Origin of the sequence: Hyphobacterium marinum (genome assembly GCF_036330325.1) — a bacterium.
In the GTDB taxonomy this organism is placed as follows: Bacteria; Pseudomonadota; Alphaproteobacteria; order Caulobacterales; family Maricaulaceae; genus Hyphobacterium; species Hyphobacterium marinum.
The window spans coordinates 91,882-108,923 of the sequence record NZ_JAZDRO010000006.1; the positions used below are offsets into that span (position 1 = coordinate 91,882).

14 protein-coding genes are annotated in these 17,042 nt (G+C 62.8%); 10 read left to right on the forward strand and 4 right to left on the reverse strand.

Going from position 1 to position 17,042, the window contains the following annotated elements; genetic code table 11:
- Nucleotides 1–80 precede the first annotated feature (80 nt).
- The 10 genes from V0U35_RS12940 (at nucleotide 81) to V0U35_RS12985 (ending at nucleotide 14,274) form a co-directional block, all read left to right on the forward strand.
- Nucleotides 81–419, forward strand: a complete 339-nt coding sequence (locus V0U35_RS12940; RefSeq protein ID WP_330197152.1) for a P-II family nitrogen regulator — start codon at nucleotides 81–83, stop codon at nucleotides 417–419.
- A gap of 51 nt (nucleotides 420–470) precedes the next feature.
- A complete protein-coding gene (glnA, locus tag V0U35_RS12945; protein ID WP_330197153.1) occupies nucleotides 471–1,874 on the forward strand; it encodes a type I glutamate--ammonia ligase in 1,404 nt (467 codons plus the stop codon).
- A gap of 135 nt (nucleotides 1,875–2,009) precedes the next feature.
- Entirely contained in the window at nucleotides 2,010–5,213 is a 3,204-nt protein-coding gene (locus tag V0U35_RS12950) for an autotransporter outer membrane beta-barrel domain-containing protein (RefSeq protein ID WP_330197154.1), read from the forward strand.
- A gap of 55 nt (nucleotides 5,214–5,268) precedes the next feature.
- Complete coding sequence (locus V0U35_RS12955; RefSeq protein ID WP_330197155.1) at nucleotides 5,269–5,874, forward strand: transglycosylase SLT domain-containing protein; 606 nt, start codon at nucleotides 5,269–5,271, stop codon at nucleotides 5,872–5,874.
- Nucleotides 5,875–5,913: 39 nt separating this feature from the next.
- Complete coding sequence (gene parE, locus V0U35_RS12960) at nucleotides 5,914–7,959, forward strand: DNA topoisomerase IV subunit B (protein ID WP_330197156.1); 2,046 nt, start codon at nucleotides 5,914–5,916, stop codon at nucleotides 7,957–7,959.
- 78 nt (nucleotides 7,960–8,037) lie between these two features.
- Nucleotides 8,038–9,504 carry an amidohydrolase gene (locus V0U35_RS12965; RefSeq protein WP_330197157.1) on the forward strand — a complete coding sequence of 489 codons (1,467 nt, stop codon included), beginning with the start codon at nucleotides 8,038–8,040 and terminating at the stop codon, nucleotides 9,502–9,504.
- Nucleotides 9,504–10,775 carry an amidohydrolase family protein gene (locus V0U35_RS12970; RefSeq protein WP_330197158.1) on the forward strand — a complete coding sequence of 424 codons (1,272 nt, stop codon included), beginning with the start codon at nucleotides 9,504–9,506 and terminating at the stop codon, nucleotides 10,773–10,775. The genes V0U35_RS12965 and V0U35_RS12970 overlap by 1 nt, the downstream gene beginning before the upstream one ends.
- Nucleotides 10,776–10,887: 112 nt before the next feature.
- Nucleotides 10,888–12,300, forward strand: coding sequence for a DEAD/DEAH box helicase (locus V0U35_RS12975; RefSeq protein ID WP_330197159.1), 1,413 nt, complete (start codon nucleotides 10,888–10,890; stop codon nucleotides 12,298–12,300).
- Between the two features lie 106 nt (nucleotides 12,301–12,406).
- Nucleotides 12,407–13,459 carry a GGDEF domain-containing protein gene (locus tag V0U35_RS12980; RefSeq protein ID WP_330197160.1) on the forward strand — a complete coding sequence of 351 codons (1,053 nt, stop codon included), beginning with the start codon at nucleotides 12,407–12,409 and terminating at the stop codon, nucleotides 13,457–13,459.
- Nucleotides 13,460–13,527: 68 nt separating this feature from the next.
- Nucleotides 13,528–14,274 (forward strand): TMEM175 family protein, encoded by a 747-nt coding sequence (locus V0U35_RS12985; protein ID WP_330197161.1) that lies wholly within the window; start codon nucleotides 13,528–13,530, stop codon nucleotides 14,272–14,274.
- On the opposite strand, the gene V0U35_RS12990 is transcribed toward V0U35_RS12985, so the two are convergent.
- The 4 genes from V0U35_RS12990 to V0U35_RS13005 form a co-directional block, all read right to left on the reverse strand.
- Nucleotides 14,244–14,849, reverse strand: a complete 606-nt coding sequence (locus tag V0U35_RS12990; RefSeq protein ID WP_330197162.1) for a glutathione S-transferase N-terminal domain-containing protein — start codon at nucleotides 14,847–14,849, stop codon at nucleotides 14,244–14,246. The genes V0U35_RS12985 and V0U35_RS12990 overlap by 31 nt on opposite strands.
- A gap of 128 nt (nucleotides 14,850–14,977) precedes the next feature.
- Entirely contained in the window at nucleotides 14,978–15,337 is a 360-nt protein-coding gene (locus tag V0U35_RS12995) for a HesB/IscA family protein (protein WP_330197163.1), read from the reverse strand.
- Nucleotides 15,338–15,351: 14 nt separating this feature from the next.
- Entirely contained in the window at nucleotides 15,352–15,774 is a 423-nt protein-coding gene (locus V0U35_RS13000; RefSeq protein WP_330197164.1) for an SUF system Fe-S cluster assembly protein, read from the reverse strand.
- 9 nt (nucleotides 15,775–15,783) lie between these two features.
- Nucleotides 15,784–17,019 carry an aminotransferase class V-fold PLP-dependent enzyme gene (locus V0U35_RS13005; RefSeq protein ID WP_373696411.1) on the reverse strand — a complete coding sequence of 412 codons (1,236 nt, stop codon included), beginning with the start codon at nucleotides 17,017–17,019 and terminating at the stop codon, nucleotides 15,784–15,786.
- Nucleotides 17,020–17,042 lie beyond the last annotated feature (23 nt).

Here is a 17,042-nt window from a genome sequence, read left to right on the forward strand (position 1 = left end):
AATGCTGCACCTGCGTTCTCTTCATCCGGGCGGATTCTGTCGTCTCCCAACCCGGATCGTCAAACACGCACCGGGGTGGGATGAAAAAAATCGAAGCCATTATCAAGCCTTTCAAGCTCGATGACGTGCGTGATGCGCTTCAGGATATCGGGGTTCAAGGCATGACCGTGATCGAAGCCAAGGGCTTCGGACGCCAGAAGGGACACTCGGAACTCTACAAGGGTGCCGAATATGTCATCGACTTCCTGCCCAAGATCAAAATCGAACTGGTCGCCACCGACGCCCGTGTCGAGGCCATCGTCGAGGCGATCCAGACCGCCGCCTGCACCGGACGTATCGGTGACGGCAAAATCTTCATTTCGCCGGTGGATGCCGCGGTCCGCATCCGCACTGGCGAGACCGACGACAACGCCTTGTGACCGCTGCCTACTCCCGCCACCACCAACGCTCAAACAGGAGCCCTTCCTAAAATGTCCGACAAGGTACTCAAGAAGATCAAAGACGAAGACGTCGAGTTCGTGGATCTGAGATTCACCGACACGCGCGGGAAAATGCAGCACGTCACCTTCGATGTCTCGATGGTCGATGACGACTTTTTCGAGGACGGGATCATGTTCGACGGCTCCTCGATCGATGGTTGGAAAGCCATCAACGAATCCGACATGACGCTGAAGCCGGACGCCAATTACGCGCCGATCGATCCCTTCTTCCAGAACAAGACGATGTTCCTGTTCTGTGACGTGCTCGATCCGATGACGGGCGAAAGCTACAACCGCGATCCGCGCACCACCGCGAAGAAGGCCGAGGCCTATCTGAAATCCAGCGGTATCGGCGACACGATCTATATCGGCCCGGAAGCTGAATTCTTCGTGTTCGACGACGTGCGCTGGTCCACCAGCCAGGACGATACCGGCTACGCGATCGACTCCGACGAAGGCCCCTACAACTCCGCGACCATGATGGAAGGCGGAAACATGGGCCACCGTCCGGGACCGAAGGGCGGCTACTTCCCCGTGCCGCCGATCGATTCCGCCCAGGACATGCGTTCCGAAATGCTGGCCGTGATGACCGAGCTCGGTCTCGAGCCGGAAAAGCACCACCACGAAGTCGCGCCGTCGCAGCACGAGCTGGGGATGAAATTCTCCACGCTGACGACGATGGCCGACCGGATGCAGGTCTACAAATACATCGTCCAGATGGTCGCCCACGCCTATGGCAAGACCGCGACCTTCATGCCCAAGCCGGTCTGGAACGACAACGGCACCGGTATGCACGTCCACCAGTCGATCTGGAAGGGCGGCGAACCGACCTTCGCTGGCAATGGTTATGCCGACCTGTCGGAAACCTGCCTCTATTACATCGGCGGTATCATCAAGCACGCCCGCGCGATCAACGCGTTCGCCAACCCGACCACGAACAGCTACAAGCGCCTCGTGCCGGGATTTGAAGCGCCGGTCCTGCTGGCCTATTCGGCGCGCAACCGCTCGGCGTCGATCCGCATCCCGCACACGCCGTCGCCGAAGGGCAAGCGGATTGAATCCCGCTTCCCGGATCCGGCCGGCAACCCCTACCTGACCTTCTCGGCCCTGATGATGGCCGGTCTTGATGGCATCGAGAACCAAATCCACCCCGGCGACGCGATGGACAAGGACCTCTATGACCTGCCGCCCGAAGAGCTGCGGGACATCCCGACCGTCTGCCGGACGCTTCGCGAAGCGCTGGAGTCACTCGACGCCGACCGCGCCTTCCTGAAGAAAGGCAATGTGTTCGACGACGACCAGATCGACGCCTTCATCGAGCTGAAGATGGCCGAAGTGCAACGCTACGAAATGCATCCGCACCCGGTCGAATTCGACATGTACTACAAGTGCTAGCGGGCTTGAGGCAGCGGAACACCGGTTCCGCTGCCGCCTTGCCGCTGGAAACGGTCGACGTGGCGGACCCACTCGGCTAAATAGCTGTCTCGGGTTTTTTCGACTCGAGCGGATTGTCAGTTTGTGAGTGTTGTCATGCGGAAAAGTCTGTTGCTTTCCAGCGCGTTGAGCGCGGCCCTCCTGGGCGCGCCCCTGGCCTTTGGTGATACCGAAGTGACAGACGAACGTACGGACCCGATCCGGACGTCGACGCTGGGCGACAATGGCGACAATCTGATCATCACCAATACCGGCCGGGTTACGCTGGCCGATACCGATCCCGGACCAGCCGTTATCGTCGACGGCAACCACACCGTTGACAACCGCGGCAACATCTCGGTGATCGGTGCCGATGGTGGTGTCGGTATCCAGGTTAATGACGGCGTGACAGGCGGCGTGACCAATTCCGGGCAGATCAACGTGTCGTCCACGGATGGTCCGACCGACGAGGACGGCGATGGCGACCTGGATGGACCGACCGCGTTCGGTTCCAACCGCGTCGCGATCCTGATTGATCCGGGCACGTTTACCGGCGACATCGTCAATACCGGATCGGGTGTGATCACTGTTATCGGCAACCAGTCAGCCGGCATTCGGGCCATGGGTCTTGTCGATGGCAACATAGAAAATGCCGGGCAAATCGGGATAACGGGTGACTACTCCTATGGTATCGACATCCGCGGTGGCCTGACCGGCGACCTCACTCACAATGGCCGGATTACCGCCAATGGTGTGGACAGTGTCGGCATCCGTGTCGGTTCGGCGATTGACGGCATGTTCTTCGTCGGCGGCACGGTCGACACCTCGGCCTACCGCGTGTCCTTCCGCCCGACGGTTATCGGCGCGCGTTTCATTGACGAGGACGATATCCGCCTGTCCGGCTCCGCAATCCAGATCGGTGCCAGCCTGGGTGGTGGATTCTATTCACAAGGGTTCTCCTCGGCGAACGGACAGACCATTACCCAGGGCGCAACCATCAACGCGCGGACAACGGCACCGGCCATCTGGATTTCACCGGAATTTGCGACCGGCACAGCCGGCAATATCGTGCTGGGTCTTGTGACGCTTCCGGCCGACCCGGACGACGAGGATTCGACCGAAGAGGCTTTCCAGTTCAGCTTTGTGAATCGCGGCACGGTGACCGGTTCGGGTTTTCTGGACGGGAATACGTCGACCGGCCTTCGTATCGAAGGGGCCATGGTCGACAATGTGTTCTACACAACGACGCTGGAGGGCGGCCTCTACAATCTCGGGACAATTGCCGCGGAATCCTTCTCGGCCAATGCCACCGCCGTCCTGCTCGGTAACGGTGCGATCATTCCGGTCATCCGCAACGACCTGCAGATCCGGGCAATCATGAACGGCACGAATGGCGATGCCCGTGCCATCGTGATTCTGGCCGGCGCGAACACCCCGATCCTGCGCAATAACAGCGTCATCATTGCGACGGCGAATGGCCGTGGTGGTGCCTATGGCATTATCGATCAGTCCAACACGCTCGGGACGATCGAGAATACCGGCTTTATCACTGCACTTCTGCGGGACGAGAACGGTGGAGCGCTCGACCCGACGACGGATGACGGGTCGGACTCGCCGGAGGAAATGATCGAGCGCACGGCCATTGATGTGCGCAATTCGACCATTGATGTGACCTATCGCCAGATGCTGGCTGACGGCGTTGAAGACGATTCCCAGACCGGTGTCCGTGGCGATATCCGCATGGGATCGGGCGACGACACGATTGATGCTTCAGCCGGCATTATTGACGGCGACCTCTATTTCGGGACCGGCGCAGATACGCTTCGGGTGTCCGGCACGGCCCAGATTTCCAGCGCCATCCACGATGCCGATGGCGACCTCTCCATCCAGGCCGATGGCGGGGACCTCGAAATCCTCAACACCGCAACCGCCACCATCCGCGAAGCGCGCTTCGGCGATGGATCACGCCTGATTTTCCAGGTCGACCAGGCACCCTCTGGCGCGCCGCTGCTCGATGTCACTGACACGGCGACATTCCAGGCCGGGTCTCGTGTCACCGCCTCCCTGTCCAACCTGATCGGCGACGGAGCATCCTATATCGTGCTCCGTGCCAGCACGCTTGTGATTGACGAGGCGCTGACCGAGCTTGAGAACACCGACGCGCCGTATCTGTATTCGTCGACACTGTCGCGGGATCCGAACGACACCAATACGCTGGTCCTGACGATGCGCCGCCGCACGGCGAGCGAGCTGGGCATGCACGACAATCAGGGGGCCGCCTACAACGCGGCCTTCCAGACCTGGGAAGACAATAGCGCGCTGGGCGCTGCCTTCGCGCGGCTGACAACGGCGGCGGACTTCTTCTCGGCCTATGACCAGCTTTTGCCGGAATATTCGGCCAGCGCGATCCAGTTCGCCATCGCCAGCAATGACAGCGCCATCGGTGCCCTGTCGAACCGCCTCGATGCGGCCCGGCGCAGCCCGGACCAGACCGGCGGTATCTGGGTCCAGGAATTCGGTTATTTCGCCGACCGCGCAGCCAATGCCTTCGGTCCGGGCTATCGCGGTCAGGGCGTCGGCGTTGCCGCCGGTATCGACCGCCCGGCCGGTCCCTTCTACAGCGTCGGCCTGAACCTCGTTGGCGCGGCCAGCGAAATCGCGGAATCCAACGGTGTCGACGAACCCATGACCGCCCTCACCGCCCAGTTCGGCGGCTATGGCGGCTTTGAGGCTGGCGGATTCACCGGTGATTTCTACGCCGGTGCCGGTATTGATCGCTTTGAGTCCGAACGCCGGGTCCTGATCGGCACGTTCGACCAGACCGCAACAGCGGAATGGACGGGCTATCACTATGCCGCCTCGGCCCGCTTCGGCCGCGATCTGGAGATGGGCCGCTGGTATGCGCGCCCGGCGATCTCGGTTGATTATCTGCGCCTGTTTGAAAGCTCCTACGAGGAAACCGGCGGCGGGGTCGGCATTGACCTCCTGGTTGATGACCGCGAAACGCAGACCTTCTCGTCGACGGCCAGCTTCACGATCGGCGCGGTCTATGGCGACTCCGATGCCTGGTGGTCGCCGCAATTCCGGATCGGTTACCGCAACGAGCTGGGCGGCGTGGATTCGGAAACCACGGCGCGTTTCGTGGGCTACAACAATCCCTTCACCTTCCAGGCCGAGGACCTGCCCGGCTCGGGTGTGATTCTGGGCTTCGCGATGCAGGCCGGGTCGGACTACTCGACCTTCTCGTTCGACTACGACGCCGACCTGCGTGAAGGATTTGTGCGCCACACGGCCCGCCTTGTGCTGCGCCTCGTCTTCTAGGCCGGACTGACTGGAAACCGCTGGTTAACCGTGTTCGCGGACATTTGTCCGCGACATGCGGCTGTTTCGAACCTCCATACTGGCCTTGAGCCTGTTTGCCGTCGGGTGCGGTCACGCCCCGCCCGAGCAGACCGCTGATGCCTGTTTAATCCTGGAGGACAACCGGTCCTGGTGGCGGGCCCTACAGCGCAGCGAGCGACGCTGGGGGATTTCGCCGGCGATCCAGCTTGCCATCCTGAAACGCGAGTCCAGTTTCAATGCCCATGCCCGGCCGGCCCGGCGTCGCCTGCTCGGCTTCATTCCCGGCAGCCGTCCGTCCTCGGCCTATGGCTATGCGCAGGCACTCGACGGAACCTGGGATGAGTTTCAGGAAGCCACCGGGCAACGCTTTGCGGACCGCGACAGCTTTGAAGACGCCGTCGATTTCGTCGGCTGGTACGGCCATCTCAGCGGACAACGCTCCGGGATTGCCCCGACCGATGCGCGCGCGCTCTATCTCGCCTACCACCAGGGCCATGGCGGCTATAACCGCGGCACCTACCGGCAGCATGCCTGGCTGATGCGGGCCGCCGATACCGTTGCCCAGGACGCCGCGCGCTATCAGTCCCAGCTTGATCGCTGCGAAAGACGGCTCAACCGGGGCCGTTTCTGGCTGCTATAGGCTTTTCCCGAATCGTTTCATTCGGGCAGACTTCCCATCATGACCAGACCCTCGGCCCAATCCGACCTGTTCGGCGCTGCCCCGGCCAAACCGGACGCTGCGCCCTCTCCGGCCCCGTCTCCGGCCAAGTCCGCCGCCCCGTCGGGCACCGGCTATGACGCGGAACATATCGAGGTCCTGGAAGGTCTCGAAGCGGTCCGCCGCCGGCCCGGCATGTATATTGGCGGCACCGACGACCGCGCGATGCACCATCTCTTCGCCGAGGTGCTCGACAATTCCATGGATGAAGCCGTGGCGGGCTGGGCCGACCGGATCGAGGTCCGCCTGGATGCCGATGGCTTTGTGACCGTGACCGACAATGGACGGGGCATTCCGGTCGATCCGCACCCGAAATTCAAGGACCAGTCGGCACTGGAAGTCGTGCTGACGACACTCCATGCGGGCGGGAAATTCTCCGACAAGGCCTACAAGACCGCCGGCGGCCTGCACGGCGTGGGCGTGTCGGTCGTCAATGCGCTGTCGGACTCGCTGGTGGTCGAGGTGGCCCGCGAACGCACGCTCTACCGCCAGAGCTTCTCGCGCGGCCTGCCGCAAGGTCCACTGGAAACCGTTGGCCCCGCCCCCAACCGGCGCGGAACCAGCGCCCGCTTCCGTCCCGATCCGCAGATCTTTGGCGAGAAAGCCCGCCTGCGTCCCGCACGCCTGTTCGCCATGGCCCGTACCAAGGCTTTCCTGCGCCGGGGCGTGGAAATCCGGTGGAAATGCGCGCCGGAACTCGTCGAGGGTACCGAGACGCCGGCCGAGGCTGTCCTGTCCTTTCCGGGCGGGCTTGCCGACCGGCTTGCCGAAATCGTCAAGGGCAAGACGCTCGTCACGGCTGAAAGCTTTAGCGGCCGGATCGAGCGGGAAAGCGGCCATGGCGGCGTGGAATGGGCCGTGACGTGGTCGCCGACCGGCTTTGGCGATGCCGACGGATTTACCCAGTCCTTCTGTAACACCGTCCCGACGCCGCAAGGCGGTACACACGAGCAGGGCCTGCGCAATGCCCTGACCAAGGGTGTCCGCGCCTATGCCGAGATCGCGGGTATCAAGAAGGGCGGCCTGATCACCCCCGACGACGTGCTGGGCGGCGCCGGCGCGCTGGTCTCGGTCTTCGTCCATGATCCCGAATTCCAGGGCCAGACCAAGGACCGGCTCGCGACGCCCGAAGCCGCGCGCCTTGTCGAGACGGCGGTTCGCGACCGGTTCGATCACTGGCTGGCCGGCTCACCGAAGGAAGCCGAACGCCTGATCGACTGGTGTATCGAGCGCGCCGAGGACCGGCTGCGCCGTCGCAAGGAAAAACAGGTCAAGCGCCAGACGGCGGCGCGCAAGCTGCGCCTGCCCGGCAAGCTGTCGGATTGCTCCCGGGCGGATGCTGACGGGACCGAGTTGTTCCTGGTCGAGGGCGATTCCGCCGGCGGCTCGGCCAAACAGGCCCGCAACCGGGAAACACAAGCCATTCTGCCGCTGCGGGGCAAGATCCTCAACGTGGCGTCGGCCAGTCTCGACAAAATCGCGGCCAACCAGGAGATCTCCGATCTGCAACTGGCAATGGGCTGCGGGACGGGATCAAAATTCAACCTCGATGACCTGCGCTATGAGCGGATCATTATCATGACCGATGCCGATGTGGACGGGGCGCATATCGCGGCGCTGCTGATCACGTTTTTCTACACGGCCATGCCGGCTCTGATTGAATCGGGCCGGCTCTTCATGGCTCAGCCTCCCCTCTACAAGCTGACGCAGGGCGGCAAGAACGCCTATGCGCGTGACGAGGCGCACCGCGACGCCCTGATCGCGCAGGAATTCAAGTCGAGCAAGGTCGACATCAGCCGGTTCAAGGGCCTGGGAGAGATGACGCCCGCCCAGCTGAAAACCACGACGATGGATCCCAAGACTCGCCAGCTCGCGCGCGTGACTTTCCCGGAAGCCGCCCGTCCGAGTTTTGAAGCCCTGGTCGAGACACTGATGGGCCGGAAGGCCGAACTTCGCTTCCAGTACATCCAGGAACACGCGCCCCAGTTCGGCTCAATCGACGTTTGACGCACCCCGCCTGCCCCGTGTTGAATATACGCGAAGGGGCACATCCCCGTGCCGCGGGAATTATGGGGTAGATATCCGATGACGTTACGACTGCACAGGTGGGCCGCGATTGTCGCGGCGGCCGGGCTCTTGGCGGCCTGCAACAACGGCGTGCCAGAGGACGCCGAGCCGGCAAGCGATTCGTCTGGCGGCGGAGAGGCAGAGGGATCCAGCACGGCCGAATCATCCGGGAATGACAATCTCGTTCGTCACGATACCGATCCCTATCCTTCAACCTATGAGCCCCTGCCGGGTGAGACGACCCTGATCACCGGGGCGACCATTCTCGACGGGATTGGCGGGCGGATCGAAAACGGCTCGCTGCTGATGGTCGACGGACGGATTTCCGCCATCGGAACCGATATCGAAGCACCGGACGGTGCGACCGTCATCGATGCCCAGGGCCGTTTCGTCACGCCCGGCATTATCGACATCCACTCACATCTGGGGGTCTATCCCTCGCCCGGCGCTGACGCGCATTCGGACGGCAATGAAATCACCAGCCCGATCACCGCAGAAGTGTGGGCCGAGCACAGCGTCTGGCCGCAGGATCCCGGCTTCGATGCCGCACTGGCTGGCGGCGTGACCACGCTTCAGGTTCTGCCGGGTTCAGCCAACCTGTTCGGTGGCCGCGGCATTATCCTGCGCAATGTTCCCTCGCGGACGGTGCAGGGCATGAAATTCCCCGACGCGCCCTACACGCTGAAAATGGCCTGCGGTGAAAACCCGGCCCGCGTCTATGGTGGCCGCAACCAGTCCCCGGCGACGGACATGGGCAATATGGCCGGCTATCGCGCGGCGTGGCAGCGCGCCAGCGATTATCGCGACAGCTGGAACGAGCATTGGGACGACCCGGACAACAATAATCCGCCGACCCGTGACCTCGAACTCGACACGCTGATGGGCGCACTGGAAGGCGACATCCTGGTGCAGATGCACTGCTACCGGGCGGACCAGATGGCCCAGGTCATCGATATGAGCCAGGAGTTCGGCTATCAGGTGACCGCCTTCCACCACGCGGTCGAAGCCTACAAGATACCCGACCTGCTGGCCGACGCCGATATCTGCGCTGCGGTCTGGGCCGACTGGGGCGGCTTCAAGATGGAAGCCTATGACACCATTCGCGAAAACCTGGCACTGACCCACGCCAATGGGGCCTGTGCCATGATCCACTCTGATGACTCGCTGGGCATACAGCGCCTGAACCAGGAGATCGCCAAGGCGCTGTCTGACGGTCGCCGGATGGGTCTTGATATCAGCGAGGCCGAGGCTTGGGCCTGGGTGTCCTCGAACCCGGCCCGCGCGCTGGGCATTTTCGACGAGACCGGCTCGCTCGAAGAAGGCAAGCGCGCCGACGTCGTGATCTGGTCAGCCAATCCGTATTCGACCTACGCCGTTGCGGACCAGGTCTTCATCGATGGCGCGGTTCTCTATGACCGCTCCGATGAAACGCGTCAGACGGTTCGTGATTTCCGGCTGGGCCTGCCAGGTGAGGGAGAAGACTGATGAGAATGCTTATCGCACTGGCCGCGCTGGGCCTGGCCGCCATTCCGGCCGCCACCGCGCAGGATTTCGCCATCATCAATGGACGGGTCATCACCAATACTGGCGATGGCGTGATCGAGAACGGCACCGTTCTGGTTCGCGGCGGTCAGATCACCGGCGTCAGCGCCGACCTTGCCGTGCCGGAAGGTCTGCGCACTGTGGACGCCAACGGCGGATGGGTCACGCCTGGCATTTTCGCGCCTGTCAGCCAGCTGGGCCTGGTCGAAGTCGGTGCCGAGAGCTCGGCCCGGGATACGGCCGCCTCCGGTTCCAGCTTTTCGGCCTCTATCGATGTCGCCGACGGTTTCAATCCGAACAGCAGCCATTTGGCGGTGAACCGGATGGAAGGCGTCACACGGTATGCGGTCTATCCTTCGACCGGAGCCAATCTGATCGCCGGTCAGGGTGCCCTGGGCCATACCGGCGGCGGATATGACTCCCTGTTTGACACCCAGAGCTTCATGTACGCCGAAATGGGCCAATCCGGTGCCAATTCAGCTGGCGGGTCCCGGTCGGCGGCCTGGGCCTTCCTTGAAGCGGCCTTTGCTGATGCGCGCGGCTATCCCGGGCGCTATCTGAACAGTCCTCAGGGCGAGGCCCTGGGCCGGACCGATGCGGCGGCGATGGTCGAAGTAGTACGTGGACGCATGCCGCTTGTCGTCACGGTCAACCGGGCGTCGGACATCCTGCGTCTGATCCGTTTCCAGGAAGACAATCGGGCGGTCCGCCTGATTATCCGGGGCGGTGCCGAGGCGTGGATGGTCGCCGATGAGCTGGCCGATTCCGGCATCCCCGTCCTGCTCGATCCAATGCGCAACCTGCCCGGTTCGTTCGAATCGCTTGGCTCGACGCTGACGGCGGCCCAACGGCTCAATGCCGCCGGTGTGACGGTCGCCTACACGACTGACACCGCAGACGGGTACATCAATGCCCGGCTCCTGCCGCAGCACGCCGGCAATGCCGTGGCCCATGGCGTGCCGTGGGATGCAGCCTTCCGGGCGATCACGCTGACACCGGCGGAAATCTACGGTGTCGGTGACCGCTATGGCGCGCTGGCGACCGGCTATGCCGCCGACATCGTTATCTGGGATGGCGACCCGCTCGAAGTCATGAGCGCGCCCACCCATGTTTTCGTCGACGGCGAGGAAACGGACATGGAAAGCCGGCAGACGCGGCTGCGTGACCGCTATGCCGACCTTGAGGACGAAACGCCCTTCGCCTATAGGCGCTGACGCGCCAACGCGTTGACAGGACGGGCGTTCACCCTATGGTGCGCGCGACTGTAACGGAGCGGCTGCGCCCCAGGGCGCAGCCGTTTGCGTAGAAGCCGGTCACAAGGATCACATGACGTTTCAAGAACTCGGTCTCGGTAAGGCGCTCCTCGATGCGCTTGATGCGGCAGGCTACAGCGAACCCACGCCGATTCAGGCCGGGGCAATTCCCCCTGCCCTGGCCGGCAAGGATGTCCTGGGTATCGCGCAAACCGGCACCGGCAAGACCGCGTCCTTCACGCTGCCTCTGATCGAGCGGCTGTCGCGCGGTCGCGCCAAGGCCCGAATGCCGCGCTCGCTGATCATCGAGCCGACGCGGGAACTGGCCGCTCAGGTTGCCGAGAATTTCGAGAAATACGCCGCGAACACCAAACTGACGATGGCCTTGCTGATTGGCGGCGTGGCTTTTGGTCCGCAGGAGAAAATCCTCAACCAGGGTGCCGATGTCCTGATCGCGACACCGGGCCGCCTGCTCGACATGATCGAGCGCGGCAAGATCCTGCTCCTCGACGTCCAGATCATGGTTGTCGATGAAGCCGACCGCATGCTGGACATGGGCTTCATCCCCGACATCGAGAAAATTTTCTCCCTGGTCCCGCCGCGCCGGCAAACCCTGTTCTTTTCGGCGACCATGCCAAAGGAAATCCAGAGCCTGGTCTCTAAATTCCTGAAAAACCCCGAGCGTGTCGAAGTGTCCAGGCCGGCCACAACGGGAACCAACATCCGTCAGCTGATTGCGCGGGTGAAAGACAAGACGCCCAAGGCCAAACGCGACCTATTGCGGACCGCGATCGGTCGCGACGGTGTCAAGAACGGCATTATCTTCTGCAACCGCAAGCGCGATGTCGACACGGTCGCACGCTCGCTGTCCAAGCACGGTTTCTCGGCCGCGCCAATCCATGGCGACCTGGACCAGAGCCAGCGGACCAAGACGCTGGAACGCTTCAAGTCCGGTGAATTGCGGTTCCTGGTGGCCAGCGATGTCGCCGCACGCGGCCTCGACATTCCCGCGGTCAGTCACGTCTTCAACTATGACGTCCCGCATCATGCCGATGACTATGTCCACCGGATCGGCCGGACGGGCCGGGCCGGACTGGGCGGCGAAGCGGTCACACTGGCCGGACCGCTGGACGCCAAATCACTTGATGCCATCGAAGCCCTGATCGGACACAAGATCGAAACCGCTGATTTCGGTTCGAAGGCCGCGCCGCAAAAGACTGTTCCGGACGCCGGCGAGGCGGACGCCAAGGATGGCGATACCAAGGATACCCGTGCCAAGGATGCCGAGTCCGGCAAACCCTCCCGCTCCGGCCGTGGCGGTGGCCGGAAGAAAAAGGCAGACGAACCGGCCAGGTCCGGCAGCGGTGCCACGACGGAAAAAGCCGCGACGGGGAGCAAGAGCGGAAAATCCGGCAAATCCTCGAAGGGTGAGCGGAAACAGACCGGATTCGGGGACCAGACGCCCGACTTTTTCAATCTGGGCTAGCGTTTCTGCCCGGCCGTTTACCGGTTCTTTCCCTTTCGCCTCTAGTCTTCCGGCCAACACAGATGTCCCTGGGGAGGGTCATCATTCGTGAATGGAAGGGCAAGCGGTGAACGGACGACTTCTGAATGGCGCGGAATGCCGTGCACTGGCGAAACGGGCGCTTGAACTCATGGAAACCCATGACGTGCCGCCCAGCCCCGAGAATTACGCAGTCTGGTCGTCTTATGCGAGCGACCACAACGCCGATCTCTGTGACACGCTTCAGTCCATGATCGAGTCCGGCGAGCCCTTCACCGCTGCCATCAATGACCGGCTCTACGACAAGTTCTTCAGCCAGAAAGTTATCGAAGACCTTCTGCTCAACTCATCAGGTGTCATGAGCAAGGAGCTCGGCAATGTGTCCAAGACACTCGCGGATGCCAGCCGCGATACCGAAGCTTATGGCCAGACCCTCGCGGGAGCCGAAGGTGAATTGGCGAACGCGTCAGACCCCGATACCATGCGCCGCATGATCCAGGACCTCGTCGAGGCGACGGCCAAGATGCAGAACCGGTCGCGCTCGCTCGAACGCCGGCTCCAGGAGACTTCGACCGAAGTCACGCAGCTGCGGACCAATCTCGAACGCGTCCGCGAGGAGGCGATGACCGACGCCCTGACCGGCGTCGCCAACCGCAAGCGTTTCGACGAGAAACTGCGCAAGGGTCGTCGCCAGGCCGATGAGAAGAAAGAGGAGTTCTGCCTCATTCTCTGCGACATCGACCATTTCAAGCGCTTCAACGACACCTGGGGCCACCAGACCGGTGACCAGATCATCCGCTTTGTCGCGGGCTGCATGACACGGCACGCCAAGGATACCGATACGGTCGCACGTTACGGCGGAGAGGAATTCGGCATCGTCCTGCCGAACACGTCCCTGGCCGAAGCGTCCAAGCTGGCCGAGACCATCCGGCACACAGTCGAATCGAAAAAACTGTTGCGCAAATCTACCAATGAGGATCTGGGCAATATCACCGTCTCGCTCGGCGTTGCGAAATACCGCCCGGGCGAAGCGATCGAATCCCTGATCGAGCGCTCCGACACCAATCTCTACAAGTCGAAACAGAACGGCCGGAACCGCGTCAGCGTGGAAACGCCAGAGGACGCTGCCGCCGCCGCCTGATCCGGCTCGACGGTACAGGCAAAGCCTGCTTCACTCCCCCCGGAAAGGCTTTCCGGGGGGAGTTTTCATTGGATACCGAGCAGAAGAACCGGCGCAGCCTGCGCGGCGAACGCTATTTCCGCTGGCGCGGCCGCGATGTCACGCGGCTCGAGAACCTGTCCGACATCGTCTTTGCGCTATCGCTGACTCTCATTGTGGCCTCGGCGGTCCCCGCGACCTTCCGCGAGCTGGCCTCGCTCTGGCGAGAGGCAATTGCCATTGCCTTCAGTTTCGCGCTGATCCTGCTGATCTGGTCGAAACATCACGCCTTTTTCCGGCGTTATGACCTTGAGGACGGGCTTACCGTCCTGATCAACTCGACCATCCTGTTCCTGATCATGATCTTCGCCTATCCGCTGAAGTTCATGGCGACCTTCCTGGTCAATTTCTTCACCGGCTACTTCCAGACACCGGGACAGATCGAATCGACGCTGTCACTGGCTGATGTGCCTTACATGCTGGCGGTCTACGCAGCCGGCTATGCGCTGGTCTTCGGGCTGTTTGCGTTACTCTACGCGCATGCCTTGCGGCGATCAGACGTGCTGGAGCTGTCCGAGGCGGAACGCATCATGACCCGGCTGGAGGTCGACCAGGGGCTGGCCGCGATTGGCGTGTCTGTCGCAGCGATCCTGTTGGGATTCCTGCTGCCGGTCGGCTGGTCGACGATGGCCGGGGGCGTCTATTTCGTGATCGGTCCGATCATGGGATGGCTCTCATCCCGGGCCCGCAAACGTGCCAATGCCGCTCACGCCCCGGAAGGCGGGACCGTGTCCTGAAACGACGGACGCTCACTCCAGCGTGCGAACAGCCCGGCCAGCCCGGGATGCCCGTCCCGCCAGTTGCTTTCCGGATAGCGGAAGTCGAGATAGCCGAGCGCAACCGCAATCGACAGCGCACCCAGATCGACCGCACCGGAAAACTTGTCGCTTTCGTCCTCGAGAAGGTCGAGGGTTCTCGCGATCCCCCGTTCCTGGCGTCCGACCCAGAAATCGTAGCGCAGGTTTTCGTCGCGCACGAGTTCGATGCGACGGCCGATGGTCAGATCGACGAGCCCATCGGCCAGTGACTGGAACCGCAGGACACGCCAGCGGGCCGGGCCGGATGCCGGTACCCATCGCGGTTCGTCCAGGCTGTCGAGAAACTCGCAGATCAGGGGGCTGTCGATCAGCGTCGACGCATTGTCACGGGTCAGCGCCGGGACCTTGCCGAGCGGGTTGGCTTCCAGGAGTTCAGGGGCGTCGTCGAACGGTATCGATACGACTTCCTGAACCTTGGGCTGCAAACCTTTTTCGCGCACCAGAGCCCGGCATTTGCGGGCATAGGGCGACGTTTCGGAAATGATCAGCTTCATTGGCGGGTGCCCCCTTCCCAGGAACAGGTCATTTCGTCCCTCGCCCGCGACTATCTAGACCCGCGACCGCCAGAGGTGAAAGCGCAATCGCACCGCTTTCGACAGCTAATCACAGATCGGGCGCGAACTCAGCCCGCCGGTGCCGCGGCGACGAGCGTCACACTTTCCCCGCACCCGCAAGCATCGGTCTCGTTGGGATTGCGGAATACGAATTTCGCGTGCAGCGGTGTGACCTCGTAGTCAATGACCGAGCCGAGCAAAAAGAGAAGCGAGGTCCCGTCGATCACAATGGAGACACCCTTGTCATCGACCCGCTCGTCGAGCGGTTCGGGCTCGGCGACATAGTCCATGACATATTCCATGCCGGCACAGCCGCCATTCTTGACGCCGACGCGCAGGAAACCGGCTCCGCGCTTGGCCATCAGCGCCTTCACTCGCTCGGCGGCGGCATCGGTGAGGCTCAGGGCCTTGGGGCGTTCACGGGTCATGGGTCAGGCTCTCCCTAGAGCATGTTGAGCGCAAGACGCGCTTCGTCGGTCATCCGGTCGGGCGTCCAGGGCGGATCAAAGACCAGGTTGACGATGGCCTTGTCGATCCCGTCCACGGTCTCGGCCGCATCGCGGACCCAGACCGGCATTTCACCGGCCACCGGACATCCCGGCGCGGTCAGCGTCATGTCGATCTTGAGGGTATGATCATCTTCCAGATCAACTTTATAAATCAGGCCCAATTCATAGATATCAACCGGGATTTCCGGATCAAAGACTGTCTTCATCGCAGCCACGACGTCATCGGTAATGCGCGTGATTTCCGCATCGGACAGCGTCAACTCGGCTTTCGGTTCGGTTGTCTCAGGACCGGCATCCGCCTGCGGCAGTGCCGGCGGGGACAGGTCGATCAGGTCGCGTTTTACAGTTTCGGTCATCACGCTGTCCTAGATGAGAAAGCCACGGGCTTTTTTCAACGCCTCGACGAAGGCATCCGCCTCCTCGGCCGTGTTGTAGAGCGCAAAACTGGCGCGCGCGGTGGAGTCCACGCCAAAGCGGCGCATCAGCGGCTGGGCGCAGTGGTGCCCGGCCCGCACCGCAACGCCGTAGCGGTCAAGGATTTGCGCGACATCGTGGGCATGAGCCCCGTCGAGTGCGAATGCGATGATCGCGCCCTTGTCCTGCGCCGTTCCAATCAGACGCAGCCCGTCGATATCGGCAAGCCCCGTCATCGCACGGTCCATCAGGGCGCGCTCATGGGCCAGGATCGCCATGCGGTCGAATTGCGAGACCCAGTCGATCGCCGCGCCCAGGCCAATCACATCAGCAATGGCGGGCGTACCGGCTTCGAATTTGTGCGGCGCATCGGCGAAGGTGATGCGGTCCTCATGAACGTCGGCAATCATCTCGCCCCCGCCCTGCCAGGGCGGCAAACGGTCGAGCCAGTCGCCCCTGGCATAAAGCGCGCCCGCCCCGTTCGGGCCGTAGAGCTTGTGCCCTGTAAACGCGTAGAAGTCGCACCCGATCTCCGACACGTTGACCGGCAGATGCACGGCCGCCTGCGAGCCGTCCAGCAGCACCGGCACGCCCTTGTCATGGGCGAGCTTCGTGATCGCGGCCGCATCGTTGACCGTGCCCAGCACGTTGGACATGTGGGTGATCGCGATCAGCCTGGTTTTCGCGCTGATCAGGCCGGAGAGCGCCTCCGTGTCGAGCTCGCCGGTGTCGGTTACCGGGGTCCAGACAACCCGTGCGCCAGTCCGCTCGGCGAGCATCATCCAGGGAACGATATTGGAGTGGTGTTCCATCTGGCTGATCAGGATTTCGTCGCCCGGCTCCAGGCCGGGACCGAAGGCCGCCGCGACAAGGTTGATCGCCTCGGTCGCACCGCGCGTGAACACGATCTCGTCGGGGGTCGAAGCTCCCAGGAAAGTCGCGACTTTCTCGCGTGCGCCCTCAAAGGCCTCTGTGGCTTCATTCGCGAGCGTATGCAGGCCGCGGTGCACATTGGCGTAGCTGTGCTCATAGACGCGGCTGACGGCATCGATCACCGCGCGCGGCTTCTGCGCCGAGGCCGCGTTGTCGAGATAGACAAGCGGCCTGCCGTTGATCTCGCGGGTCAGGATCGGGAATTCGCCGCGTATGGCGGCGATATCGAGGGGAGGTTTGGCGTGTGCGTTCATAGGATCGCCCCCCACCCCAACCC

Excerpts from the sequence above, each read along its gene's own strand:
- glnA (WP_330197153.1), top strand. The coding sequence starts at position 471 with ATGTCCGACAAGGTACTCAAGAAGATCAAAGACGAAGACGTCGAGTTC.
- V0U35_RS12950 (WP_330197154.1), top strand. The coding sequence starts at position 2,010 with ATGCGGAAAAGTCTGTTGCTTTCCAGCGCGTTGAGCGCGGCCCTCCTG.
- V0U35_RS12990 (WP_330197162.1), bottom strand. The coding sequence starts at position 14,849 with ATGAAGCTGATCATTTCCGAAACGTCGCCCTATGCCCGCAAATGCCGG.
- V0U35_RS12955 (WP_330197155.1), top strand. The coding sequence starts at position 5,269 with ATGCGGCTGTTTCGAACCTCCATACTGGCCTTGAGCCTGTTTGCCGTC.
- V0U35_RS13005 (WP_373696411.1), bottom strand. The coding sequence starts at position 17,019 with ATGAACGCACACGCCAAACCTCCCCTCGATATCGCCGCCATACGCGGC.
- V0U35_RS12975 (WP_330197159.1), top strand. The coding sequence starts at position 10,888 with ATGACGTTTCAAGAACTCGGTCTCGGTAAGGCGCTCCTCGATGCGCTT.
- V0U35_RS12940 (WP_330197152.1), top strand. The coding sequence starts at position 81 with ATGAAAAAAATCGAAGCCATTATCAAGCCTTTCAAGCTCGATGACGTG.
- V0U35_RS12995 (WP_330197163.1), bottom strand. The coding sequence starts at position 15,337 with ATGACCCGTGAACGCCCCAAGGCCCTGAGCCTCACCGATGCCGCCGCC.
- parE (WP_330197156.1), top strand. The coding sequence starts at position 5,914 with ATGACCAGACCCTCGGCCCAATCCGACCTGTTCGGCGCTGCCCCGGCC.
- V0U35_RS12970 (WP_330197158.1), top strand. The coding sequence starts at position 9,504 with ATGAGAATGCTTATCGCACTGGCCGCGCTGGGCCTGGCCGCCATTCCG.
- V0U35_RS12965 (WP_330197157.1), top strand. The coding sequence starts at position 8,038 with ATGACGTTACGACTGCACAGGTGGGCCGCGATTGTCGCGGCGGCCGGG.
- V0U35_RS13000 (WP_330197164.1), bottom strand. The coding sequence starts at position 15,774 with ATGACCGAAACTGTAAAACGCGACCTGATCGACCTGTCCCCGCCGGCA.